We start from the raw sequence: 22,886 nt of genomic DNA, 5'->3' as shown, positions 1-22,886 counted from the left end.
GCCGCTCTATTTTTCAAGATTGAAACCATATAAAGACTTCTTTATATGATTGGCATGACCATTAGAGGATCCGCCATGGCAACCCCTTCCAATCCGCTCTCCGAACTTCTGGCCGAAAAGGGCGTGTTGCTCGCCGACGGCGCGACCGGCACCAACCTCTTCGCCCAGGGCCTCGAGGCAGGTGAGGCGCCGGAACTCTGGAACGAGGCGCAGCCGGAAAAGATCGTCAAGCTGCATCAGGATTTCGTCGATGCCGGTGCCGACATCATCCTGACCAATTCCTTTGGCGGCACCCGCCACCGCCTGAAGCTTCACCATGCACAGGACCGCGTGCACGAGCTGAACAAGAAGGCCGCCGAGATCGCCCGTTCGGTCGCCGACAAGGCGCCGCGCAAGGTAATCGTGGCCGGCTCGGTGGGTCCGACGGGAGAATTGCTGATTCCGCTCGGTGCGATGTCCTACGAGGAAGCGGTCGCCGCTTTTGTCGAGCAGATGGAAGGCCTCAAGGCCGGCGGTGCCGATGTTGCCTGGATCGAGACCATGTCCTCGGCGGACGAAATCCGCGCGGCTGCCGAGGCCGCCGTCAAGGTCGGCATGCCCTATACCTTCACCGGATCATTCGACACGGCCGGCAAGACAATGATGGGTCTTCACCCGAAGGACATCCATGGCGTTGCACCCGACATCGGTACCGGGCCGCTGGCGGTTGGTGCAAATTGTGGCGTCGGCGCATCCGACATCCTGCAGAGCCTGCTCGACATGACGGGCGCCAATCCGGAAGCAACCGTCATCGTCAAGGGCAATTGCGGCATCCCGGAATTCCGCGGAGCCGAGATCTTCTATTCAGGCACACCGCCACTGATGGCCGACTACGCCCGCCTCGCCCGCGATGCCGGCGCCAAGATCATCGGCGGCTGCTGCGGGACGTCCTGTGACCACTTGGCTGCGATGCGCCACGCACTCGACAACTACACTCCAGGCCCGCGTCCGACGCTGGAGGTCATCGTCGATCGTATTGGACCGCTGCGCAACAAGACCGCAGACGAAAGCGGCGCACAGGAAAGCAGCCGTCGGCCCCGTCGTCGCGGCAACTGAGACAGCCAAGACAGGATCAACGAAAAAGGGCGCCGCGTGGCGCCCTTTCTGATTTCAGCATTCGATCGACGTTCAGCCGACAAATGCGCGTTCGATGACGAATTCCGCCGGCTTGTTGTTGGCGCCTTCCGTTAGGCCTGCCTGTTCAAGCAGCGCCTTTGTATCCTTCAGCATGGCCGTCGAGCCGCAGATCATGCCGCGATCGATTACAGGGTCGAGTGCGGGCACGCCCAGGTCGGTGAACATCTTGCCGTTCTCGATCAGGTCGGTGATGCGGCCCTTGAAGGGGTAGTCTTCGCGGGTGACCGTCGCATAATGCTTCAGCTTGTCGCCAACGACTTCGGCGAGGAATTCGTGGTTCTTGATCTCTTCCACGAGATCGAAGCCGTATTTCAACTCCGCGACATCGCGGCAGGTATGGGTGAGGATGACTTCCTCGAACTTCTCGTAGGTCTCGGGATCGCGGATCAGGCTCGCGAAGGGTGCGATGCCGGTGCCGGTCGAGAACATGTAGAGGCGCTTGCCGGGGGTGAGCGCATCGAGCACCAGCGTTCCGGTCGGTTTCTTGCGCATGAGCACCTTGTCACCCGGCTGGATGCGCTGCAGGTGCTGGGTCAGCGGGCCGTTCGGCACCTTGATCGAGAAGAATTCGAGTTCCTCGTCCCAGGAGGGGCTTGCGATCGAATAGGCGCGGTAGATCGGCTTACCCTCGACCATCAGGCCGATCATCGCAAACTCGCCGGAGCGGAAGCGGAAGCCGGCCGGACGCGTCATGCGGAAGCGGAAAAGATGGTCGGTGTAATGCGTGACGCTCAGAACCGTTTCGGCATAGACGCCCTCGGGCACGATCAGTTCGGCGTTGTCGGTCTTCACAGGAGCATTCATAGGCTGTCGGTCCTATCGTTCGGTCGATTGGGAAGAGCCTATAATCCAGACCGTCCCATTCCACAATTCAGCCGGCATGCAGATTTCGCAGCCGAGATATCCAATAAAGCGAAGGCGGCATCCTTGACCGAGGTCAATTCGCCGCCCTTACATAGCGATTTTTATAAGTCTCAGGCGCCGGTGGAGCCAAGACGACGCCAGCTGAAACCACCGACTTCCTCGGAATCCCGAGCCGTCGGCTGGTAACGCTGGGCAACGCCCGTAAGACAGTTTTCGGCCAGACGGCGCTGGGCGACCGGATTGGTGACGGCGAAGCTGTCGAAGCCAGTGCGCAGCATCAGCGGCACCTGGTCGATCAGAACATCGCCGACGGCACGGAGCTCGCCGGTATAACCCAGACGTTCGCGCAGCAGCGTTGCATGGCTGAAGCCTCTACCGTCGTTGAAGGCCGGGAAGGCAACGGCGATCAGCGCGATGCGATCGAGATGCGGTTCGAGCTTCTTCACGTCATCGGCCGGTGCAATGTATACGCCGAGACCGACGTCGTTGGTCTCACCAACGGCTTCGAGGAAGGCGTCCAGCGGCAGGAGGGCCTTCTCCCCCTCGCCTGCCGTGCGCTCTTCGGTTTCTGTCACCCAGATATCGCGATCGACGAAACCGGTTTCTTTCCAGATCTTGGTCATGTCTCGTTCCGTCTCACGCGGCTTCAACTGGGGCTGCGCCATAAAGCGCGTCCTTGAACGGCTTCGGACCCACGCGGCGATAGGCTTCGAGGAAGGTCTCCTTCGGCTCGAGGCGCAGGCCGAGATAGGTGTTGACGATGGTCTCGACCGCGTCCGTCACCTTTTCCGGCTCGAAGCCGCGGCCGATGATTTCGCCGATCGAGGAGTTCTCGTCGCCGGAGCCGCCAAGCGTGATCTGATAGAGTTCGGCACCCTTTTTCTCGACACCAAGCAAGCCGATATGGCCGACATGGTGGTGACCGCAGGCATTGATGCAGCCGGAGATCTTGATCTTGAGTTCACCGATTTCCTGCTGGCGCTCCAGCGAGCCAAAGCGGGTCGAGATTTCCTGCGCCACCGGAATGGAGCGTGCATTGGCCAGCGCGCAATAGTCCAAGCCGGGACAGGCGATCATATCCGTGATCAGGTTGGAGTTGGCCGTGGCGAGGCCTGCCTTTTCGAGCGCCTGGTAGAGAGGATAGAGATCGCCTCTGGCGACATGCGGCAGTATCAGGTTCTGCTCGTGGCTGACGCGGATCTCATCGAAGGCGTAACGCTCGGCGAGGTCGGCGACGAGATCCATCTGGGAGTCGGAGGCATCACCCGGCGTGCCGCCGATCGGCTTCAACGAGATCGTCACCATGCCGTAGTCGGGATGGCGATGCGCCTGAACGTTCTGCTTGACCCAGGCGGCAAAGGCCGGATCGGCCTTCTGGGCGCGGGCGAGCGCTTCCCAGCCGTCCGGACGATCTGTCAGCGCCGGCGGGGCGAAATAGGTTTCGATGGCGCGGATATCGCCTTCCGGCAGCTTCAGCTCGCTGTCGCGGATCTCGGCGAATTCAGCTTCAACCTGACGGGTCAGTTCCTCGACACCGGTTTCATGCACGAGGATTTTGATGCGCGCCTTGTACTTGTTGTCGCGACGGCCGTGCAGATTGTACACGCGCACGATCGCGGTGATGTAGGTCAGAAGATCGGCTTCCGGTAGGAAATCGTTGATCTTCTTGGCGATCAGCGGAGTACGGCCCTGGCCACCGCCAACATAGACGGCAAAGCCGAGTTCGCCCGCTTCGTTCTTCTTCAACTGCAGGCCGATGTCATGCACCTGGATGGCGGCGCGGTCTTTCTCAGCACCCGTCACGGCGATCTTGAACTTGCGCGGCAGGAAGGAGAATTCCGGATGCAGCGAGGACCACTGGCGGAGAATCTCGGCATAGGGGCGCGGATCGGCGACTTCGTCGGCGGCGGCACCGGCGAAATGGTCGGCGGTCACGTTGCGGATACAGTTGCCGGAGGTCTGGATGGCGTGCATCTCGACGCTTGCGAGATCCTCCAGGATGGCCGGCGTGTCGGATAGCTTCGGCCAGTTGTACTGGATGTTCTGGCGTGTGGTGAAATGGCCATAGCCGCGGTCATACTTGCGGGCGACATGGGCCAGCATGCGCATCTGCTTCGAATTCAGCGTGCCATAGGGAATGGCGACGCGCAGCATGTAGGCATGGAGCTGAAGATAGACGCCATTCATGAGGCGCAGCGGCTTGAATGCGTCTTCGGCAAGCTCACCCGACAGGCGGCGGGCCACCTGGTCGCGGAACTGTTCTACGCGGGCCGACACAAAAGCGTGGTCGAATTCGTCATAACGATACATGTCTTACCTCAGGCCTCAAGCCGCGATGAATGCCGGGTCGGCATAACCGTGACCCTCGGCATAAGCAATGGTCGGGCCTTCCGCCCGGATACGTTCCCGCAGGCGCAAGGGGCGCAGCTTGCCGTCCTTTTCCTCGATCTCGATGACGTTCACATCGACGACGAGATTGCTGGCAAAGGCCTGCTTGCCGGCGGTTTCCAGCGCTTCGACAGCCTCGGCATGGCGGGCAACGAAGGCTTCCTGCAGACGCTCGGTCCACTGGCCATTTGCGTCGAGCCAGACGGCGATGCCGTCGGTCAGGCGGTTTGCGGTCAGAACCTTGTCTACCATCTCAATTCCTCTGCGTTTCCAGTTCAGCCGTCACGCGCGCGCCCAAAGGTTCGGAGCGGCTGAAATCGGCGCCGGCGACGGCGTCGCCGATGATGACCATGACCGGACCCGTGAGCTCGGTGCGAGCCTCCAGGCCTGGCAATTCCTTGAGCGTGCCGTGCAGCAGGCGGCTGTCGCGGCGCCCGGCATTTTCGACGACGGCAACGGTCGTGTCCTCGGCAAGTCCGCCTACCATCAAACGTTCGGCGACGGAGGCGGCTACCGTACGGCCCATATAGACGGCGACGGTGGCACCCGACAGCGCGAGACGCGCCCAATCCGGCAGTACATTGCCCTGAAGATCGTGGCCCGTCGTGAAGACCAGCGACGAAGAGACGCCGCGCAGCGTCAGCGGTAGCTCGAAATCGGCGGCGGCGGCGAGCGCCGATGTCACGCCGGGGACGATCTCGTAAGGAATGCCTGCGTCACGAAGGGCAGCCATTTCCTCGCCGGCACGACCGAAGACAAGCGGATCGCCCGACTTGAGCCGCACCACGCGCTTGCCGGCATGGCCGAGTTCGACGAGGAGCGCGTTGATCTCGCTCTGAGATTTCGAATGGCAGCCCTTGCGTTTTCCAACGGGAATGCGCTCGGCATCGCGGCGGCCCATGTCGACCACTTCACGCGGGACGAGCGCATCATAGACGATGACGTCGCATTCCATCATCAGGCGATGGGCGCGCAGCGTCAGCAGATCTTCGGCACCCGGGCCTGCACCGACGAGAAACACGCGGCCTTCAACGCGATCTGCAGCGACACCCTTCAGAAGTCGGGTCGCCTCGCGGCGGGCGAGGCTGATCTCGTCGGATTCGACGTGGTCGGCGACCTTGCCCTTGAAAAAATCACGCCAGAACAGGCGGCGCGGCGCACCGCGCGGCACGAGGCGGTCGACGGCGCGGCGATAAGAATTGGCGAGGCGACCGAGCTTGCCAAGCGAACGCGGCAGGAGACGGTCGATATCGGCGCGGATCATTTGCGCGAGAACCGGGCCTACGCCTTCGGTGCCGATCGCGACCGCAATCGGGGCGCGGTTGACGAGGGCCGGCGTGTAGAAATCGCAATAGTCGGGCTGGTCGACGGCATTGGCGGGAATGCGGGCAGCGCGGGCGGCGGCCACAATCTCGCGGTCGAGAGCGCCCTCACCCGTTGCGGCAAACACCAGACGCGCATCGTCAACCTGCGAGGGTTCAAACGGCTTGGCGATCTGCTCGATGCCGTTGGCGGCGAGGAAAGCAGCGTAGTCATCTTCCGGGGCATCGGCATAGGCGATGATGCGGGCTTCGGTGTTCTTCAGCAAGCGCACCTTCGCATAGGCCTCGTCACCGTTTCCAAAAACGGCGGTGACCTCATTCTCGACCTTGAAGAAGGCCGGAAAGACCGAAAGCTGTTTGTCCTGCTGCACCATGAATCATCCGTTCAACGTAGAGCGCATCATCGCGTTTTGGCCTTAAGAATTGAAGAAACAGGAATCCCTTCGCCCCCACTCTGCGGTATTTCTGTCCTAGTCCCCCAGCCCTTGCGAGCAAAATGCACCGGCTTGCACACACTCCATCGCGATCCCTTCGACCCCTAGCAAATGGCGGGAAAACCCGAACGCAGCGCATCATTTCCCTTTCGGCTGGCGCTTAGCAAGCGCTAGGATCGCATTGCACAACATTGCGGAGCGTATCACCTTGACCACACCGGAGCTCACCCGTCGCCTTCTCGACGTGATCGAACATGACATCCTGCCGCTGACGGCCAAAGGTGTCGCAGCCGGCAACAAGGTTTTCGGCGCCGCGATCCTCCGGAAGTCGGACCTGTCTCTCGTTCTCGCCGAAACCAACAATGAGCTCGAGAACCCGCTCTGGCACGGCGAGGTGCATACGCTCAAACGCTTCTACGAACAGGGCGAGCGTCCTGATACCAAGGATCTTATCTTTCTCTCGACCCATGAACCCTGCACGATGTGCATGTCGGCGATCACCTGGGCCGGCTTCGACAATTTCTACTATTTCTTCAGCCACGAAGACAGCCGCGACGCCTTTGCCATTCCGCATGACCTGAAGATCCTGAAGGAGGTTTTCGGCCTCGAACCCGGTGGCTATCGGCGGCACAACGCCTTCTGGCTAAGCCATGCGATGATCGAGATGGTGGCCTCCGCCAGCGATGCCGATCGCCCGGCACTCTTCGAACAGGTCAGCCGCATCAAAGCGGAATATGACCTGTTGTCAGAAACCTACCAGTCGTCCAAGGGCGACAATGACATTCCGCTCAACTGAGCGAGCTACACGGGATTAGAATGGAAGCCTCCACCGACATCAACCGCCTGCTCGAGATCATGGCGGCGTTGCGCCAGCCCGAGACGGGTTGCCCCTGGGACATCGACCAGACATTCGAGACGATCAAGCCCTATACGATCGAGGAAGCCTATGAAGTGGCCGACGCGATCGAGCGCAAGGATCCGGACGATCTCTGCGAGGAGCTGGGCGATCTCTTGCTGCAGGTGGTCTTTCATGCCCGCATCGCCGAGGAGGAAGGCCTTTTCTCTTTCGGCGACGTGGTCGAAGCCATCACCCGCAAGATGATCCGCCGCCATCCGCATGTCTTTGCCCGCTCGGATGCCTGTACGCCAGAAGCCGTGAAGGCGCAGTGGGACACGATCAAGCAGCAGGAGAAGGCGGAACGGCTCGCACGCCGCGCAGCCCGTGGATCGGCAGCCGATCCGGACACCGGCTATCTCGGCTCGGTACAGCGCTCCTTCCCGGCACTCACCGAAGCGTTGAAGCTGCAGGAGCGTGCGGCCAAGGTCGGGTTCGACTGGTCGGAAGCTGCGCCCATCCTTGACAAGATCGAGGAAGAGATCGGCGAGTTGCGCGAGGCGCTGGCCGAAAACAAGCCGGACAAGGTCAAGGACGAACTCGGCGACCTGATCTTTGCGCTGGTCAATATCGGCCGACATGTGGGGGCGGAGCCGGAACAGGCGCTGCGCGGGACGAACACGAAGTTCCGTAATCGTTTCAGTCATATAGAAACGTCTCTTCAGGCATCAGGTGAGACGTTGCAAGCGGCGTCGTTAGAACGGATGGAAGAACTCTGGCAGGCTGCTAAGAGCCTCACGCGACACATTGGCTGAACCAGCATGAAACTCACGGGACTTGATGTGGCCATCGCAGGTGCTGGCGTCGGGGGACTGGCGCTCGGCACCATGCTCGCCCGGTTCGGCGCCTCCGTGACACTTTACGACCAGATGGATGCGCCACGACCGGTGGGCTCCGGTTTCGTGCTACAGCCGACGGGGGCTCAGGTTCTTGCGGCCATGGGGCTTCTCGATATCGTCGCCGCGCGCGGGCGACGCATCGATCGCATGGTCGGACGGCTGAAGGACGGTGGCAAGCCGGTGCTCGACGTGCGGTACCGGTTCGGCGAATTTGGGATCGCTGTCCAGCGGGTAGCGCTGTTCGACACCTTGTTCGAGGCGGCGCGCGCAGCGGGGGTGAATTTCGAGGCTTCGGCGCGGATCAGTGACATAGAGCCGGGGCCTCGTGCTCGTCTCGTCTTCCAGGACGGTGCGCGTTCATTGCCGGCAGACCTCGTGATCGATGCCATGGGGGCCAAATCCCCAATCGGCAGTCGGCCGGATAGCGAACTCAGTTATGGCGCGCTCTGGGCAACGGTCCCCTTCCCCGATGGCGGGCCATTCCAGGAGAACCTGCTCGAACAACGCTATGACCGTGCCTCACGGATGGCCGGTGTGCTGCCGGTCGGGACCGCCTGCGAAGGGGCGCCCGCCATGGCGACCTTCTTCTGGAGCCTGCGAACGGCTGATCATCCTGAATGGGTCAAGGCTGGCCGCGACGCTTGGCTGGAAGCGGTGGGCAAGCTCTGGCCCGCTGCGCTTCCACTCGCTGCCGTCGCGGAACCTGTTCATGCCCGCTATCGGCACCAGACCCGCCAGCCGGTGATCGGGCGGCATGTCGTGAGAATCGGTGATGCCTGGCATGCGACAAGCCCACAGCTCGGCCAGGGCGCGAATATGGCGCTGCTCGACGCTGCATCGCTCGCCTCCGCACTGGTTGATGCAGAGGACGTCGAAGCGGCAATCGCGCGGCATCTGCGGCAAAGGCAGATGCATGTGCGCAGTTACCAGTTCCTCAGTCGAGTGCTGACGCCCTTCTACCAATCGGACAGCCGCCTGCTGCCTGCCTTGCGGGATCATCTGATCGCGCCAGTGACGACTTTGCCGGGCGTGCGATCCATCATCTCGACGCTTGTGACGGGCGATCTTCTCGACCCCGTCGGTCGGCTGCGGCTCTCCGAGACATTCGGGCGCGACGCAGAGGCCCGGTCGCACCCGTAATCGTCCATCTGCAGCAGTCGTTGCCCTTGGCTTGGCAGCGAGTATGCAGGACCGAGACTTGGGTTGCGGTCAAGGTGGCGAAGAGGCGTTCGAATACGGCGCCATGCCAGGGGCAGCCAGGCGTCGCCAGCGGGTTTTCCTGGATTGCTAGCTGCACGACCGGTTGGCGCCAGCCACGGACCTCACCTGAGAACCGGCCGCTCCCGGCAAACGTCCAGGCATGGGCCGAGATAGCACGGACAAGCACGCGAGCCGAGACGGCGGCCGGCAAGTGCGGCAACAGGCGGCGGGCCGGTTTCGGGATGCGATGGGCCAGCAGATAGTGGCCGGTGCGGTGTCCGGCTTCCGCCAAAACGCGGGCGGCGTCCTGATCCGACAAGGTGTTGCAGAGCACGGTGAAGAGCCGCTGCGGCTCTCGTTCATCCAGCATCGTGCCGGGTGGATCGACGTAACGATGGCCGATGCCCGCGCGATCAAAGATCCGGCGGGCCGTCTCGTCGCCAAACAGCGCCGATAGCGCCTGTCCTGTCTGGATGAGGCTGTTCGGCCCGATTCGCGCTGGCGTCCTGGCTTCTGGGACATCATCCGCGACATCGTCGTCGTACAGTCGCGCCAAGCTGCTGTCAGACGTGGGCATCGTGGCTCTCCGGCCCTCCGCCGCAGGCCAAGACCGGGGTGCGCGCCTCTTCCGCCGCCCCAGCCTTGCGTGCGCGCAGCTGGCTTGCACGGTCGGAAGCAGCCTGCCAGTCGTCGATCTGGGCCGGTGCGATCTTGCGGGTCATGTCGAAGCCGAAATCGACCTTATCCTTGGATTGCGGCCCCCAGTAATTGTGCTTGCCGAGATCGTAGAATTTTCGTTCGAAGCCGGCTTTCATGAAGGCCTTGAGGCAGCCGAGAAGATAGCGCCGCCGAAAGCCCTTGCCGCGCCAGGGGTAATGAAAGAGCGCCTTGATCATGTAGAAGCGGCGGTAGTTGTTCATGACGCGGTCGAGCAGCTCTGCGCGGTCCATGGCATCTGGCTTCATGATCGGTGTTACAAAATTGTATTTCGAGAAGTCAAAGATCTCGACCTTGTCGCCGAGCTCCTGAAACAGCGGCGAGAACGGCCAGGGTGTGTACATGGCCCAGTTTGCGAGATCCGGGTTCCAGTCGCGCGCCATGCGATAGGTTTCCTCCAGCGTCTCTGCCGTCTCGTTTTCCAGCCCGACGATGAACTGCGCCTCGGTGAAGATGTCGGCTTCGCGCAGCAGGCGGATCGCCTTCTTGTTCTCAGCGACCTTGGTTTCCTTGTTGAAGCGGTCGAGCTTCAGCTGGGCGGCGGCTTCCGTGCCGAGCGAGACATGCACGAGGCCGGCCTTGCGGTAGAGCGCCAGATATTCCTCGTCGCGGATGATGTCGGTGACGCGGGTGTTGATGCCCCATTTGACCTTGTCCGGCAGGCCGCGCGCGATCAGCTCCTCGCAGAAGGCAATGAACTTCTTGCGGTTGATGGTGGGTTCCTCGTCGGCGAGGATGAAGAAGCCGACCTGGTGGTCGTTGACCAGCTTCTCGATCTCGTCGACCACCTTCTTCGGGTCGCGGATGCGGTAGTCGCGCCAGAACTTCCACTGCGAGCAAAACGAGCAGGTGAAGGGGCAGCCCCGCGCCATGTTGGGGATCGCGACCCGCACGCCGAGCGGCACATAAATGTATTTCTCCCACTCGAGCAGCGTCCAGTCCGGATCGACGGCGTCGAAGTTCTTGACGGTGGGCGCCGCTGGCGTCGCGATGATCTTGCCGTCGTCGGTGACATAGGCGAGGCCCTTGATCCCTGCCCTCGCCTCTTTCCAGTTGCCGGCGGCAAAGGCGCGTGCAAGTTCGACAATGATCTCCTCGCCCTCGCCACGGACGATGACGTCGATATAGGGCGCCTCGGTCAACACCTGCTGGTACATGAAGGTGGCATGGATGCCGCCGAGAACCCGGAGCGCCTGGGGGCAGACTTCCCGCGCGATCTCCAGGCAGCGCTCGGCCATGTAGATCGACGGGGTGATCGCGGTGCAGCCGATGAGATCGGGCTGCAGGCGGCGCAATTCGTCGCGCAACCGGTCCTCGGTCATGTCGTTGGTCATGGCATCGAGAAAGTGGATGTCGGTGAAGCCTGCGGACTTCAACGCCCCGCCGAGATAGGCGACCCAGGCGGGTGGCCAGTTGCCGGCAATCTCGGCGCCGCCGGAATGATAGTTCGGATGAATGAAGACCACGCGCATGACCACCTCCCAAATGTGTAAACAAAAGTTGACACATCTTGTCAGGCGATCAGTTGACCTGGATCAATGGGTTGAAGGGGAGCTTAACGCTCCCAGTCTTCCTTCTGCGCGGGACGCAGGCCGCCGAGCTTGCGTTCGAGTTCCTGGGCCTGGCGGTCGGTCAGGCGCACATCGAGGCTGACGGAGCCGTCTTCATGGTCCTCCCGGTCGCTGACGACGGCGTTTTCATAGAGCCAGGAGATCACGGCGTGCTTGTCGGCGGGAATGGTGATCGTCGCCTCGGTCAGGACTCCGGAGAGGCGCTGCGAGATCACGTCGAGAAGGGTGTCGACGCCCTCCCCGCTGATGGCGGAGACGGGCAGCACGTTTTCGCGGCCGGCCGCCTTCTGAAGGATGCCGTCGTGGTTCTCGGGATCGAGGCGATCGATCTTGTTCCAGACTTCAAGGATGCGCTCGGCGCGTTCCTTCTCGTCGATGCCGAGATCATCGAGGATGCGAAGAACATCTGCCGACTGGGCGCCGTTGTCAGGGTCCGACATGTCGCGGACATGCAGGACCAGATCGGCTTCCAGCACTTCTTCCAGCGTCGCGCGGAAGGCGGCGACCAGATGCGTAGGCAGGTCGGAGATGAAGCCGACGGTGTCGGACATGATCACGGTTCGACCATGCGGCAGCTTCATCCGGCGCAGCGTCGGATCGAGCGTGGCAAAGAGCATGTCTTCGGCGAGCACGCCCGCACCGGTGATGCGGTTGAACAGCGTCGACTTGCCGGCATTGGTGTAGCCGACAAGTGCCACGATCGGATGCGGCACCTTGCGGCGCTTGGCGCGGTGCAGCTGGCGGGTCCGGACCACCTGTTCGAGCTCGCGCTCGAGCTTGATGATCTTGTCCTGCAGCTGGCGGCGGTCGGCTTCGATCTGGGTTTCACCCGGACCACCCATGAAGCCAGCACCACCGCGCTGGCGTTCAAGGTGGGTCCAGGAACGGACCAGACGGCCCTTCTGGTAATTCAGATGGGCGAGCTCGACTTGCAGCGTGCCTTCCTTGGTGGAGGCGCGGCGGCCGAAGATCTCGAGGATCAGGCCCGTACGGTCGATGACCTTGGCGCCCCATTCCTTTTCGAGATTGCGTTGCTGAACAGGCGTGAGCGGGTGATCGACGATGACCAGGCCCGCGTCGAACTCGTCGAGCAGTGCCTTCACTTCGGCGATCTTGCCAGATCCCATCAGCGTTGCCGGGCGCGGCTGGTTGACCTGAACAATCAGACCCTGAACGATGGTGAGGTCGATGGCACGAGCAAGGCCGATCGCCTCTTCGAGACGTGCTTCGTTGGAGCGGCTCGGTGCCGGCGGAGCCCCTTCAGGCAGCACTTGCGCCTTCACCTGCTTCAGGACGGGCACGAGCACGAGCGCCCGCATGTCATCCCGGCGCTTTTCGTCCTCCGGGATGATCGATTCGTTCTTTGTATCTCGGCTTGTGATGATCTCAGTCCTGTCCGGAAGAGGCTTCGTCGTTCTCGAACATCGTCATCGGCTGGCCGGGCATGATGGTCGAGATGGCGTGCTTATAGACCAGCTGGGAATGGCCATCGCGACGCAGGAGAACACAGAAATTGTCAAAGGATGTCACAACACCAGTCAGCTTCACGCCGTTGATCAAGAAGATCGTCAGCGAAATCTTCTGCTTTCGTACGGTGTTGAGGAAGAGATCCTGCAGGTTCTGAGAACGTTCCGCCATGGCGCCGCTTCTTTCTTTCTTGCCGGTCCTTTGTCGACCGGTGTGATTATTGTTTGGTAACTGATCAGCGCAGGGAAAATGCCCCTCGTCCCTTCGCCGAAAAAACGTGGTATCAAATCACCGTCTTCTCCGCAACGTCGAAAAAGGTCGAACGGATGCGCTCTGCCATGGCGCCGGGATGACCGTTTCCGATCGGCTGGCCGTCGATTTCGACGATCGGAAAACAGATGCTGGTGGCGGCAGTGATGAAGACCTCGCGCGCGGTGAGCATTTCCTCGCGGGAAAACTCTCGCTCCTGCACGTTGATCCCCAACCTGTCCGTGACGTCCATCAGGCCTGTGCGCGTGATACCGCGTAGGATGCCGTGTTCGGCGGGACGGGTGACGAGCACGCCATCCTTATCGACGATCCATACATTGGTCGCCGCCCCTTCCGTCACCATGCCGCGAGAATCGATGTAGATCGCTTCCTGCGCACCCTTCTCCTTGGCCGCCTGACGGGCCATGGCATTTGGCAAAAGGCCGACAGTCTTGATGTCGACGCGGTCCCAACGGTTGTCCGGTAGAGTGATTGCCTTCAGTCCTGTCTCGTTCTTCTTCGCGATCACAGAGGGATCGGTGATCTTAGCTGTGATCACCAGGCTCGGCGGCGTGTCGGCTGAGGGATAGACATGGTCGCGCCGGGCCACACCACGCGTCACCTGGAGATAGAAGAGACCATTCTTCACACGATTGCGGCGCGCCACTTCACGGATGACCTGGGTCAGGGCCCCGCGGCTCATCGGGGACTTCATCTGCAGTTCGGACAGCGAACGGTCAAGGCGATCAAGATGCCGAGTGAGATCGACGATCATACCATGGCGGATTTCGCAGACCTCGTAGACGCCATCGGCGAATTGGTAGCCGCGATCCTCGATATGCACCGCCGCGTCGGCATGAGGCAGGTAACGGCCATTGACATAGGCGATGCGTGGCATGGGGTTGGGACCTTCAGAAATACTGGATCGAAACGCGGAAGAGTTGCTCGACATGGCGCACGGCGTCGGCTGCGGCGAAAAGAACGACGCGATCCTTGGCCTTGATCTTGGTTTCACCATTCGGGCGGATCACCGTCTTGTCGCGCAGGATCGCGCCCACGCGCAGGCCGGGCGGCAGTTCGAGATCACGGAAGGGCTTGCCGACAAGCGGCGAGGTCTCAAGCGCCTCGGCCTCGATGACCTCGGCCTTGCCCTTCTGGACGGCATAGACAGCGCGGATACGCCCCTTGCGGACGTGTTGCAGCACACGTGAAATCGTCACAGCGCGAGGATTGATGTGAGCATCGATGCCGATCGACGTCGCCAGATCATGGAAGGACGGGCTGTTGATCAGCGCCATACCCGACTTGCAGCCGAGGCGCTTGGCCATGGCGGCACTCAGGATGTTCGTCTGGTCATTGTTGGTGAGCGTCACGATCAGATCGGCGTCCTGAATGTCGGCCTGCTGGAGGATGTTCTGATCGAGCGCCGAGCCATGCAGCACGATGCCGTCCTGCAGTTGATCCGATACGGACAGCGCGCGCTCGCGGTCGTTCTCGATGATCTTCAGACGCGTCTTTGGCTGCATCTGCTCGATGGACTTGGCGACGTAGTAGCCGATATTGCCGCCGCCGGCGATGACGATACGGGCGGCTTCCTGTTCTTCATGACCAAAGAGGCCAAGGGTTCGACGGGCATGGTCCCGCTGGCAGATGACATAGGCCAAGTCGCCGACCTGCAGGTGGTCCTGCGAGCGAACGACATGCAGACGACCGTTGCGCCAGATGGCGCAGACGGTGGCCATGAGATCAGGGAAGAGTTCGCTGAGCTGATTGAGCGGCGTGTCGACGACCGGGCAATCTTCCATGCACTCGATGGCAAGCATCGCAATATGGTCGTCGGCGAAACGGACGATATCGGTGGCGCCAGGGAAGGAAATCCGGCGCAGCACCATCTTGCCGACCTCGATCTCAGGCGAGATCGTGACGTCTATCGGCAGGTTATCGCGACTGAAGAGATCCGAATATTCGGGACGAAGATAGTTTTGCGAGCGAATACGGGCAATCTTGGTCGGCACGTTGAAGAGCGAATGCGCGACCTGGCAGGCCGTCATGTTGATCTCGTCATAAAGCGTGACGGCGATCAGCATTTCGGCCTGGTCTGCGCCGGCGCGCGCAAGCACGTCCGGATGGGCGCCGTGACCGACATAACCGCTGACATCGAGGGTCTCAGTGATGTGCGAGACGAGCGACGCTGAGGTGTCGATCACCGAGACGTCGTTGCCTTCCTGGGAGAGGCGTTCGGCGATACCGTAACCGACCTGGCCCGCGCCGCAGATGATGACTTTCATGGCAAGCTTCCTGCCCCAGGTTCGCGTCTACCGGATTCGTTTCGCCCGCTTATACGCCAAGCGATTTCAGTTTGCGATGGAGGGCCGAGCGTTCCATGCCGACGAATTCCGCGGTCCGCGAAATATTGCCGCCGAAGCGGTTGATCTGGGCAATCAGATAGTCACGTTCGAACATCTCGCGTGCTTCGCGCAGCGGCAGGGTCATGATGTGTGTGTCGTTGCGAGCGGACACCTTCGGCAGCATGTCGGAGAGATCCTGCGGCAGCATTTCGGCGCTGATCGGCGAGTCGGGACTGTCGCCCTGAGCCAGAATCATCAACCGCTCGATGTTGTTGCGCAGCTGGCGGATATTGCCCGGCCAGTCATTGGCCTGCAGAACCGCCATCGCGTCATCACCGATCTTGCGCTGGCGGATGCCGGCCTGCTCGGAAACCTGACGCATGAACATGTCGACCAGGAAGGGGATGTCCTCGCGGCGCTCGGCGAGTGCCGGCACCTTGACCGGGACCACGGCCAGGCGATGGAACAGGTCTTCGCGGAAACGGCCTTCGGCGATCAGGCTTTCCAGATTGTAGGCGCTCGACGAGATGATGCGCACATCGACCTTGACGCGCTTCGACCCGCCGATACGCTCGAACTGCTGTTCGACGAGCACGCGTAGGATCTTGTTCTGCGTCTCGCGCGGCATTTCGCCGATTTCATCAAGATAGAGAATACCGCGATGGGCCTCTTCGAGCGCACCGATCCGGCGCGGTTGGCCAGGTGTGCCCTCGGTGCCGAACAATGCCATTTCCATGCGATCAGGCGTAATCGCTGCCGCGTTCAGAGAGACGAACGGTCCGCCCGAGCGGGCCGATCGCTTGTGGATCATGCGTGCGACGAGTTCCTTGCCCGAACCTGAGGGCCCGAAGATCATGATGCGGCTGTTGGTCGGCGCAATCTTTTCGATCGTCTGGCGCAATTGCGAGACGGCGACCGAAGTGCCGATCAGTTCGATCGCGTCACCGGTGCGGCGCTTCAATTCGGAGACCTCGCGTTTCAGCTTGGAATTCTCCAGCGCGCGCTCGGCAATCAGGATCAGCCGATCCGCCTTGAAGGGCTTCTCGATGAAGTCGAAGGCGCCCCGCTTGATCGCCGAGACTGCTGTCTCGACATTGCCATGCCCTGAGATCATCACCACAGGCAAGTCGGGATGGCGCAGCTTGATCTCGTCGAGCAGCGACAGGCCGTCGAGGCGGCTGCCCTGCATCCAGATATCGAGGAAGACCAGACGCGGCACCCGATCCGAAATGGCGGCCAGTGCGCTATCGGCGTCATGGGCGGTACGGGTTTCATGCCCTTCGTCGCTCAGGATGCCGGAGACGATCTCGCGAATGTCTTCTTCGTCGTCGACTACGAGAATATCAGAGGCCATGGACCTTTTCCTTGTCGCTTTCAGTCTCGATGGCGGCAGCGTCCGCACGCGGCAGGATGATGCGGATCATCGCGCCCCTGCCCCGGTCGAAATCGGCCGGCGCGTCATGCAGCTCGAGCTGCCCGCCATGCTCTTCAATAATTTTCTTCACGATCGCGAGTCCAAGGCCGGTGCCCTTCTCGCGCATCGTCATGTAGGGCTCGAGAATCCGATGGCGGTTCTCGCTCGGCAGCCCGCGGCCGTTGTCGATGACATCAACAATGAACCGGTCTTGCTCGCGGTCGAATGCCGACCGCACAAGGATCTTCCCGCCCTCGCCGAGTTCGTCCTTCGGCACGGCTTCGATCGCTTCGACGGCATTCTTGACGATATTGCCGACGGCCTGCGCCAGCATGCGTGCATCGAAGTTGCCTTCAAGCGGCTCCGTGCCGAATTCCCGCTGGAACTCGATTTCAGCACTGCCGATTTCGCGCAGGAAGACGGCGTCTGTCAGGATCTCGCGCAGGTCGGAGCGTTGCTTGGTCGGTTTCGGCATGCGGGCAAAGGCCGAGAACTCGTCGACCATGCGGCCGATGTCCTCGACCTGGCGGACGATGGTATCGGTACACTGATTGAAAACCGCCTTATCATCCTCGGCAATCTGCTTGCCAAAGCGACGCTTGAGGCGTTCGGCCGACAACTGGATCGGCGTCAGCGGGTTCTTGATTTCATGCGCGATACGCCGTGCGACGTCGGCCCAGGCCGTCGAGCGCTGGGCCACAACCAGGTCGGTGATCTCATCGAGGGTAATGACGTAGGAATCGACGGAGCCCCGTGTCTCCTCGCGTGTGACCTGCACGTTGAGCGTCCGCTCCTTGCCGCCGCGGATCATGTTGATCTGCTCGCGATAACCACCGCGATGACGCACGGCTGCCTCTGCGAGAACGCGATCGACTTCCGGCGCCACCAGAGCGAGCTTCTGGCCGATCAACTGTTCGGTGGGGAGTGCCAGGAAATACTCGGCTGATGGATTGACGATGGTGATGATACCGTCGTCCTCAACGCCGATAACGGCGGCTGTGACGCCAGATAGCACGGCCTCGATGAAGCGGCGACGGTCATCGACCTCATCCTTGGCCTCAAGAATCTCATCACGCTGAGAGCGGATCTGCGAAACCATCTTGTTGAAAGTCCGCGACAGGCTCCCGACGTCGCCATCGGCGGCGCGAACCGGCACGATAACGTTGAGGTTCCCCGATGCGATGCTGTCGGCCGCCCCGATCAACAGGCGAATCGGCCTTACGATCCGGTCGGCAACCGCAATCGCCGTCCATATCGCCGCGAGCAGAACGATGAGCGCAAAGCCGAGATAGAGGATCGCAAAGGCGATCTGCAGCGTCGTACGGCCATCTTCCATCGACTGGTATTCAGCGGTGTTCTCCTCCATCAGGCGCATGGCCTGCATGACCTTCGGATCGACAGCGCGGATCGTATAGAGGAATGTGCCGGAAATGCTCTCCAGCTTGATTATGGCGCCGACGAGGTTGGTGACGCCCGGCGGGATCAGCGTCGGCTGGCCGGAAGCGGCGCTGCCAAGGGCATCGCGCGGAATGGCCGGAAGCGGTTTGTCCGTATCAATATCGGCCTGGGTGATCGCCGATCCGTCCTCGCGTACCAGAAAGGCTCCCAGCATGCCGCGACCCCGGGCCTGGCGCGTCATCAGATCCACGAAGCCTTGGCGGTCGAGATAAAAGAGGGCGCGATTGCGCTCCAGGTCATTGGCCATCGAGATCGTCTGACCCTGCAGATAGCTTGCGCTTTCCAGCATGTAGGCCTGGGCGACATTCATCGACGAGGAGACGATCGACTGCGTTCTGATCGAAAACCAACGGTCGAGGCCGACATTAAGGGTGATTGACGCGAAAATTGCCACCAGGATCGCCGGCGTGATCGCGATGATGGAGAACAAGGCGACGATTCGAACGTGCAGACGGGCGGCAGCGCGCCCTCGGTTGCGCGCCTTGAAGAGACGCATCACCTCGCGGCCGATCAGGAACATCAGGCCGACGATGAACAGCGAATTGATGACCGCAGACGCAATGAGGACTTCGGACGTCGGCTCGATTGCCGTTAGCCCCAGCAAGATCGGTAGCGTCAGTGATGCACACAGGAGCGCGCCGCCAGCCAAGAGAAGGCCCGGCAGTGCGAAGGATGCGCGCCGATCCTGCGCCAATGCGCTGTCGACGTCTGCTGCGGAGGCAGTCCTCACGCGTGCCATCATCTTCCCCCGGATCCGCGAAACCGGATCTCGTTGATGCGGCGACCTCTCGATCGCGGCAACTCTGTTTGCTGCAAAACTCCGACGGGCCTGCCTCACGCCAACAGCGTGTCAGGCCCCGAAGCAACGTGGCTTTTGAGCAACGCATTGTGGCGAAATTGCAACGGCGGCTTAGGGCTTGTCAAGCCGAGCGGGAACTGCGGTAAACGGACACGCCGAGCTCGCGGATCTTCTTGCGCAGCGTATTGCGGTTCAGACCGAGCAGGTCGGCCGCCTTGATCTGGTTGCCACGGGTGGCAGTCAGGGCGGCGAGGATCAACGGATACTCCATCTCGGTCAGAACGCGGTCGTAGAGACCTGACGGCGGAAGCGCATCACCGAAGGATGAGAAATAGGTCCGCATGTTTTCTTCGACAGCCTGGGAAATCGTCATCGTGCCCGAGGGCATGCCGACCTTGGAGATCGGGCTGTCGGCGACATCGGCGCGCAGTTCCTGCTCGACGATTTCACGGGCAATCACGTCCTGTGGGTAGAGCGCCATCAGGCGGCGTACCACGTTCTCCAGCTCGCGCACGTTGCCGGGCCAGGCATAGGCCTTCATCACCTCAAGCGCTTCATGGTCGAAGCGCTTGGAATCAAGGCCTTCTTTTTCGCCCTGCTGAATGAAATGTCGGACAAGATCGGGGATATCTTCGGCGCGGTCGCGAAGCGGCGGAAGGCGCAGCGGCACGACATTCAGTCGGTAATAGAGGTCTTCGCGGAAAAGCCCCTGATTGATCGACTGCTTCAGATCCTTGTTGGTCGCCGCGACGATACGGACATCAGTGCGTATCGGGGTGCGACCGCCAACGGTCGTGTATTCGCCTTGCTGCAGCACGCGGAGCAGACGGGTCTGGGCATCCATCGGCATATCGCCGATTTCATCGAGGAAGAGCGTGCCGCCTTCGGCCTGTTCGAACCGGCCGGTGGAACGGTTCTGTGCGCCGGTGAAGGCACCCTTCTCGTGGCCGAAGAGCTCCGATTCGATCAGGTCCCGCGGTATCGCCGCCATGTTGATGGCGACGAAAGGACCGTTCCGACGCTTGCCGTAGTCGTGCAGCGCCTTGGCGACCAGTTCCTTGCCGGTGCCGGATTCGCCGGTGATCATCAGCGTCAGGTCGGTCTGCATCAGGCGCGCCAGCACACGGTAGATTTCCTGCATGGCGGCAGAGCGGCCGACGAGCGGCATGCCATCCTGCATGTCGTCGTCGAGACGGGCGGGTCGCTTTTTCGGCTCCGAGAGCGCGCGACCGATGATGGCGATCAGTTCGGTGAGGTCGAAGGGCTTGGGCAGGTAGTCATAGGCACCCTTCTCGGACGCCTTGATGGCGGTCATGAAGGTGTTCTGGGCGCTCATGACCAGCACCGGCAGATCCGGCCGCGCCTTTTTGATGCGCGGCAAAAGATCGAAGGCGTTTTCGTCGGGCATGATGACATCGGTGACGACGAGGTCGCCCTCGCCCGCGGAAATCCAGCGCCAGAGGGTCGCCGCGTTGGAGGTGATCCTGACATCGTAACCCGCGCGGCTCAGCGCCTGGTTCAGGACCGTGCGGATCGCAGCATCGTCATCTGCAACAAGGATCGTCGCTGTCATCAGTTCGTTCCCGTGGATTTTGGCAGGGGCGCATCTTCGAGCGCCGTCTCTTTAGACATGGGCATCAAGACCCGGAATGTGGTGCGGCTCGCCTGGCTGTCACACTCGACGATGCCACCGTGGGCGCCGATGATCTTGGCGACGAGCGCCAGACCGAGCCCCGAGCCGTTCGTCTTCGTCGTGATGAAAGGATCGAAGAGGTGGGGCAGAAGGTCGGACGGCACGCCGGGACCATTGTCATGGACGCAGAATTCGAGCGGCAGGGAGATCTTTTCGCGCGAGCCAGCGACCGAGAGGCGAATGCCGGGCCGATAGGCCGTGGTCAGCTGGATTTCGCCGTCGGAGCGCTCGCCGATGGCCTCGGATGCGTTCTTCACCAGGTTCAGAAAGACCTGCACCAGCTGATCCCGGTTGGCATAGACCGGCGGCAGCGACGGGTCGTAATTCTCGGAGATCCTGATGTTGCGGGCAAAGCCTGCTTTCGCCACAGCCTTCACCTGATCGAGGACAGAGTGGATGTTGATCGACTGACGATCGACCGGCCGCTCGTCGGAAAAGACCTCCATGCGATCGACCAGCGAGACAATACGATCCGTCTCGTCGCAGATCAGGCGGGTCAGCGCCCGATCTTCATCGGTGACGGCTGTCTCCAGCAATTGCGCGGCACCGCGGATGCCGGAGAGCGGGTTCTTGATCTCATGCGCCAGCATGGAGGCAAGGCCGGTGACGGATCGGGCCGCTGCGCGATGGGTCAGCTGCCGGTCGATCTTGTCCGCCATCGACCGTTCCTGGAAAACGACCACGACATTGCCGGGCTGGCTCAGAACCGGTGCCACATAGAGATCGACCAGCTTTTCCTGGCCGAGGCGCGGCGAGCTCAGGTCCACGCGGTATTCGTTGACCGGCGCGCGGCGTTCGCGCACCTGTTCGATCAGCGACAGAAGCGGGCTGCCGAAGGGGATGAAGGTCGAAATGCGATAGCGGGCCAAATGGGTGGCGCTTGCGCCAAAAAAGGCTTCGGCCTCCCAATTGGCGAAAGCGATGTGCCCGTTGGCATCCACCATCACCACCGGGTTCTGGATGGCGTTGAGCACGGCCATTGCAAGGCCACCGCTCTTATCATTCGCCGTCATGCGGCCTCCTGTCTGGCGCGCGCGCCATCGTTTTCCGAGAGCGCTTGCTGCAAGGCCCCGACAACGAAGCCCTGATCTTTCGATGTCAAGATGGATGCCTTCGCCTCCGGCGCGAGATCCAGCGCGTGGCGATCGAGATACCAGCCGAGGTGCTTGCGAGCGTGGCGCACGCCAACTTCGGCACCATAGTGATCCAGCATCGCCCGATAGTGGTCCACGACGACATCCGATATCTCAGATGCAGCGGGGCCCGCATGACCTGCGAGAACGCCGGCATGCCATGGGCGGCCCTGGCAGCCGCGACCGATCATGACGGCGTCGGCGCCGGAGCGGCGCAGGATCTCATGGGCATCCTCGACAGTCTCGACGTCGCCATTGGCGATCAGCGGAATCCGAATGGCGTCACGGACGGCGGCGATCGCGTCCCAATTCGCCTTGCCTTCGTAGAACTGCATTCGGGTGCGGCCATGCACGGTAATCAGCTGAACACCGGCGGCTTCGGCGCGGGCAGCGATGTCGGGCGCATTGATCGAGGTTTCGTCCCAACCGAGGCGCATCTTAACTGTCACCGGGATCTTTACCGCCTTGACGGTCGCCTCGATCAGAGACAGGGCGTGATCAGGTTCGCGCATCAGGGCCGAACCGGCATAACCGCCGATGACCTTTTTGGCCGGGCAGCCCATGTTGATATCAATGACATCGGCGCCGTTGGCCTCAGCGATAACTGCGGCTTCGGCCAGCCATTTTGCTTCGCGCCCTGCAAGCTGCACCATATGCGGGGTGAGCCCCGCCCCCTTCAGCCGTGACCAGCTTTCGGCTGCATTGAAGACCAGCTCGCGGCTTGCCACCATTTCGGTGACCACAAGGCCGGCGCCGAAACGGAAGGCGAGTTGGCGGAACGGCAGATCCGTGACGCCCGACATCGGCGCAAGCACAACACGGTTCCGAACAGGAACCGGGCCAATGCTGAAGGGCGTGTCCAACGCGACGGAAATCAAATGATTATCTTTCAGGCAAAGGGCGAATTTGCACTATTTTT

The 22,886-nt window shown here is 61.7% G+C and carries 20 protein-coding genes; 4 read left to right on the top strand and 16 right to left on the bottom strand.

Going from position 1 to position 22,886, the window contains the following annotated elements; translation table 11 throughout:
* The first annotated feature begins 75 nt into the window (after positions 1-75).
* Entirely contained in the window at positions 76-1,095 is a 1,020-nt protein-coding gene (gene bmt, locus BW978_RS15280) for a betaine--homocysteine S-methyltransferase (protein ID WP_076396423.1), read from the top strand.
* Between the two features lie 72 nt (positions 1,096-1,167).
* Here bmt and BW978_RS15275 read toward each other — a convergent pair whose 3' ends face one another.
* The 5 genes from BW978_RS15275 to cysG all read right to left on the bottom strand — a co-directional run bounded on the left by BW978_RS15275 (position 1,168) and on the right by cysG (position 6,124).
* The gene (locus tag BW978_RS15275; protein ID WP_076396421.1) at positions 1,168-1,980 is read right to left on the bottom strand and encodes a ferredoxin--NADP reductase; all 813 of its coding nucleotides are present in this window, start codon (positions 1,978-1,980) and stop codon (positions 1,168-1,170) included.
* A gap of 170 nt (positions 1,981-2,150) precedes the next feature.
* On the bottom strand, positions 2,151-2,663 hold the full coding sequence (locus tag BW978_RS15270) for a DUF934 domain-containing protein (RefSeq protein ID WP_076396585.1): 513 nt from the start codon (positions 2,661-2,663) through the stop codon (positions 2,151-2,153).
* Between the two features lie 13 nt (positions 2,664-2,676).
* Entirely contained in the window at positions 2,677-4,350 is a 1,674-nt protein-coding gene (locus BW978_RS15265; RefSeq protein WP_076396419.1) for a nitrite/sulfite reductase, read from the bottom strand.
* Positions 4,351-4,365: 15 nt separating this feature from the next.
* A complete protein-coding gene (locus BW978_RS15260; RefSeq protein WP_054158624.1) occupies positions 4,366-4,680 on the bottom strand; it encodes a DUF2849 domain-containing protein in 315 nt (104 codons plus the stop codon).
* A gap of 1 nt (position 4,681) precedes the next feature.
* Complete coding sequence (cysG, locus tag BW978_RS15255) at positions 4,682-6,124, bottom strand: siroheme synthase CysG (protein WP_076396417.1); 1,443 nt, start codon at positions 6,122-6,124, stop codon at positions 4,682-4,684.
* 268 nt (positions 6,125-6,392) lie between these two features.
* On the opposite strand from cysG, the gene BW978_RS15250 reads away from it, so the two are divergent.
* Genes BW978_RS15250 through BW978_RS15240 form a run of 3 tightly spaced genes read left to right on the top strand, consistent with a single transcriptional unit; the run spans position 6,393 to position 9,058 of the window.
* The gene (locus BW978_RS15250; RefSeq protein WP_076396583.1) at positions 6,393-6,980 is read left to right on the top strand and encodes a deaminase; all 588 of its coding nucleotides are present in this window, start codon (positions 6,393-6,395) and stop codon (positions 6,978-6,980) included.
* Positions 6,981-7,000: 20 nt separating this feature from the next.
* Entirely contained in the window at positions 7,001-7,834 is an 834-nt protein-coding gene (mazG, locus tag BW978_RS15245; RefSeq protein WP_076396415.1) for a nucleoside triphosphate pyrophosphohydrolase, read from the top strand.
* Positions 7,835-7,840: 6 nt separating this feature from the next.
* Positions 7,841-9,058 carry an FAD-dependent oxidoreductase gene (locus tag BW978_RS15240; protein ID WP_076396413.1) on the top strand — a complete coding sequence of 406 codons (1,218 nt, stop codon included), beginning with the start codon at positions 7,841-7,843 and terminating at the stop codon, positions 9,056-9,058.
* Here BW978_RS15240 and bchJ read toward each other — a convergent pair.
* From bchJ to dusB, 11 genes are all read right to left on the bottom strand, one after another.
* Positions 8,958-9,695 carry a bacteriochlorophyll 4-vinyl reductase gene (gene bchJ / locus BW978_RS15235; RefSeq protein ID WP_076396411.1) on the bottom strand — a complete coding sequence of 246 codons (738 nt, stop codon included), beginning with the start codon at positions 9,693-9,695 and terminating at the stop codon, positions 8,958-8,960. The two genes, BW978_RS15240 and bchJ, sit on opposite strands and share 101 nt — an antisense overlap.
* Complete coding sequence (bchE, locus tag BW978_RS15230) at positions 9,682-11,307, bottom strand: magnesium-protoporphyrin IX monomethyl ester anaerobic oxidative cyclase (RefSeq protein WP_076396409.1); 1,626 nt, start codon at positions 11,305-11,307, stop codon at positions 9,682-9,684. The genes bchJ and bchE overlap by 14 nt, the downstream gene beginning before the upstream one ends.
* Before the next feature lie 83 nt (positions 11,308-11,390).
* Entirely contained in the window at positions 11,391-12,725 is a 1,335-nt protein-coding gene (hflX, locus tag BW978_RS15225; protein ID WP_076396407.1) for a GTPase HflX, read from the bottom strand.
* Positions 12,726-12,792: 67 nt separating this feature from the next.
* Complete coding sequence (gene hfq, locus BW978_RS15220; RefSeq protein WP_006728386.1) at positions 12,793-13,044, bottom strand: RNA chaperone Hfq; 252 nt, start codon at positions 13,042-13,044, stop codon at positions 12,793-12,795.
* 112 nt (positions 13,045-13,156) lie between these two features.
* Complete coding sequence (locus BW978_RS15215; protein ID WP_076396405.1) at positions 13,157-14,020, bottom strand: D-amino-acid transaminase; 864 nt, start codon at positions 14,018-14,020, stop codon at positions 13,157-13,159.
* Positions 14,021-14,033: 13 nt separating this feature from the next.
* Positions 14,034-15,410, bottom strand: a complete 1,377-nt coding sequence (gene trkA, locus BW978_RS15210) for a Trk system potassium transporter TrkA (RefSeq protein ID WP_076396403.1) — start codon at positions 15,408-15,410, stop codon at positions 14,034-14,036.
* Between the two features lie 49 nt (positions 15,411-15,459).
* Positions 15,460-16,824 carry a nitrogen assimilation response regulator NtrX gene (locus BW978_RS15205; protein WP_054148079.1) on the bottom strand — a complete coding sequence of 455 codons (1,365 nt, stop codon included), beginning with the start codon at positions 16,822-16,824 and terminating at the stop codon, positions 15,460-15,462.
* Positions 16,814-19,081, bottom strand: coding sequence for a sensor histidine kinase NtrY-like (locus BW978_RS15200; protein ID WP_076396401.1), 2,268 nt, complete (start codon positions 19,079-19,081; stop codon positions 16,814-16,816). Before BW978_RS15200 ends, BW978_RS15205 begins: the two co-directional genes overlap by 11 nt.
* Before the next feature lie 181 nt (positions 19,082-19,262).
* Positions 19,263-20,714, bottom strand: coding sequence for a nitrogen regulation protein NR(I) (gene ntrC / locus BW978_RS15195; RefSeq protein WP_076396399.1), 1,452 nt, complete (start codon positions 20,712-20,714; stop codon positions 19,263-19,265).
* Positions 20,714-21,847: a two-component system sensor histidine kinase NtrB gene (locus BW978_RS15190; RefSeq protein ID WP_076396397.1), complete on the bottom strand. Its 1,134-nt coding sequence runs from the start codon at positions 21,845-21,847 to the stop codon at positions 20,714-20,716. The genes ntrC and BW978_RS15190 overlap by 1 nt, the downstream gene beginning before the upstream one ends.
* Positions 21,844-22,845: a tRNA dihydrouridine synthase DusB gene (gene dusB / locus BW978_RS15185; protein WP_076396395.1), complete on the bottom strand. Its 1,002-nt coding sequence runs from the start codon at positions 22,843-22,845 to the stop codon at positions 21,844-21,846. Before dusB ends, BW978_RS15190 begins: the two co-directional genes overlap by 4 nt.
* Positions 22,846-22,886 lie beyond the last annotated feature (41 nt).

The organism is Rhizobium sp. RU33A (genome assembly GCF_900156055.1).
Lineage (GTDB): Bacteria > Pseudomonadota > Alphaproteobacteria > Rhizobiales > Rhizobiaceae > Allorhizobium.
This window is presented reverse-complemented; position numbering and strand designations above follow the sequence as displayed.

Bases quoted from the DNA above. Each gene is read 5' to 3' on its own strand.
- hflX (WP_076396407.1), bottom strand. From the start codon at position 12,725: ATGCGGGCGCTCGTGCTCGTGCCCGTCCTGAAGCAGGTGAAGGCGCAA.
- BW978_RS15200 (WP_076396401.1), bottom strand. From the start codon at position 19,081: ATGGCACGCGTGAGGACTGCCTCCGCAGCAGACGTCGACAGCGCATTG.
- BW978_RS15205 (WP_054148079.1), bottom strand. From the start codon at position 16,824: ATGGCCTCTGATATTCTCGTAGTCGACGACGAAGAAGACATTCGCGAG.
- BW978_RS15240 (WP_076396413.1), top strand. From the start codon at position 7,841: ATGAAACTCACGGGACTTGATGTGGCCATCGCAGGTGCTGGCGTCGGG.
- bchJ (WP_076396411.1), bottom strand. From the start codon at position 9,695: ATGCCCACGTCTGACAGCAGCTTGGCGCGACTGTACGACGACGATGTC.
- mazG (WP_076396415.1), top strand. From the start codon at position 7,001: ATGGAAGCCTCCACCGACATCAACCGCCTGCTCGAGATCATGGCGGCG.
- BW978_RS15270 (WP_076396585.1), bottom strand. From the start codon at position 2,663: ATGACCAAGATCTGGAAAGAAACCGGTTTCGTCGATCGCGATATCTGG.
- ntrC (WP_076396399.1), bottom strand. From the start codon at position 20,714: ATGACAGCGACGATCCTTGTTGCAGATGACGATGCTGCGATCCGCACG.
- hfq (WP_006728386.1), bottom strand. From the start codon at position 13,044: ATGGCGGAACGTTCTCAGAACCTGCAGGATCTCTTCCTCAACACCGTA.
- BW978_RS15260 (WP_054158624.1), bottom strand. From the start codon at position 4,680: ATGGTAGACAAGGTTCTGACCGCAAACCGCCTGACCGACGGCATCGCC.
- trkA (WP_076396403.1), bottom strand. From the start codon at position 15,410: ATGAAAGTCATCATCTGCGGCGCGGGCCAGGTCGGTTACGGTATCGCC.
- BW978_RS15275 (WP_076396421.1), bottom strand. From the start codon at position 1,980: ATGAATGCTCCTGTGAAGACCGACAACGCCGAACTGATCGTGCCCGAG.
- bmt (WP_076396423.1), top strand. From the start codon at position 76: ATGGCAACCCCTTCCAATCCGCTCTCCGAACTTCTGGCCGAAAAGGGC.
- BW978_RS15215 (WP_076396405.1), bottom strand. From the start codon at position 14,020: ATGCCACGCATCGCCTATGTCAATGGCCGTTACCTGCCTCATGCCGAC.
- BW978_RS15265 (WP_076396419.1), bottom strand. From the start codon at position 4,350: ATGTATCGTTATGACGAATTCGACCACGCTTTTGTGTCGGCCCGCGTA.
- BW978_RS15190 (WP_076396397.1), bottom strand. From the start codon at position 21,847: ATGACGGCGAATGATAAGAGCGGTGGCCTTGCAATGGCCGTGCTCAAC.
- bchE (WP_076396409.1), bottom strand. From the start codon at position 11,307: ATGCGCGTGGTCTTCATTCATCCGAACTATCATTCCGGCGGCGCCGAG.
- cysG (WP_076396417.1), bottom strand. From the start codon at position 6,124: ATGGTGCAGCAGGACAAACAGCTTTCGGTCTTTCCGGCCTTCTTCAAG.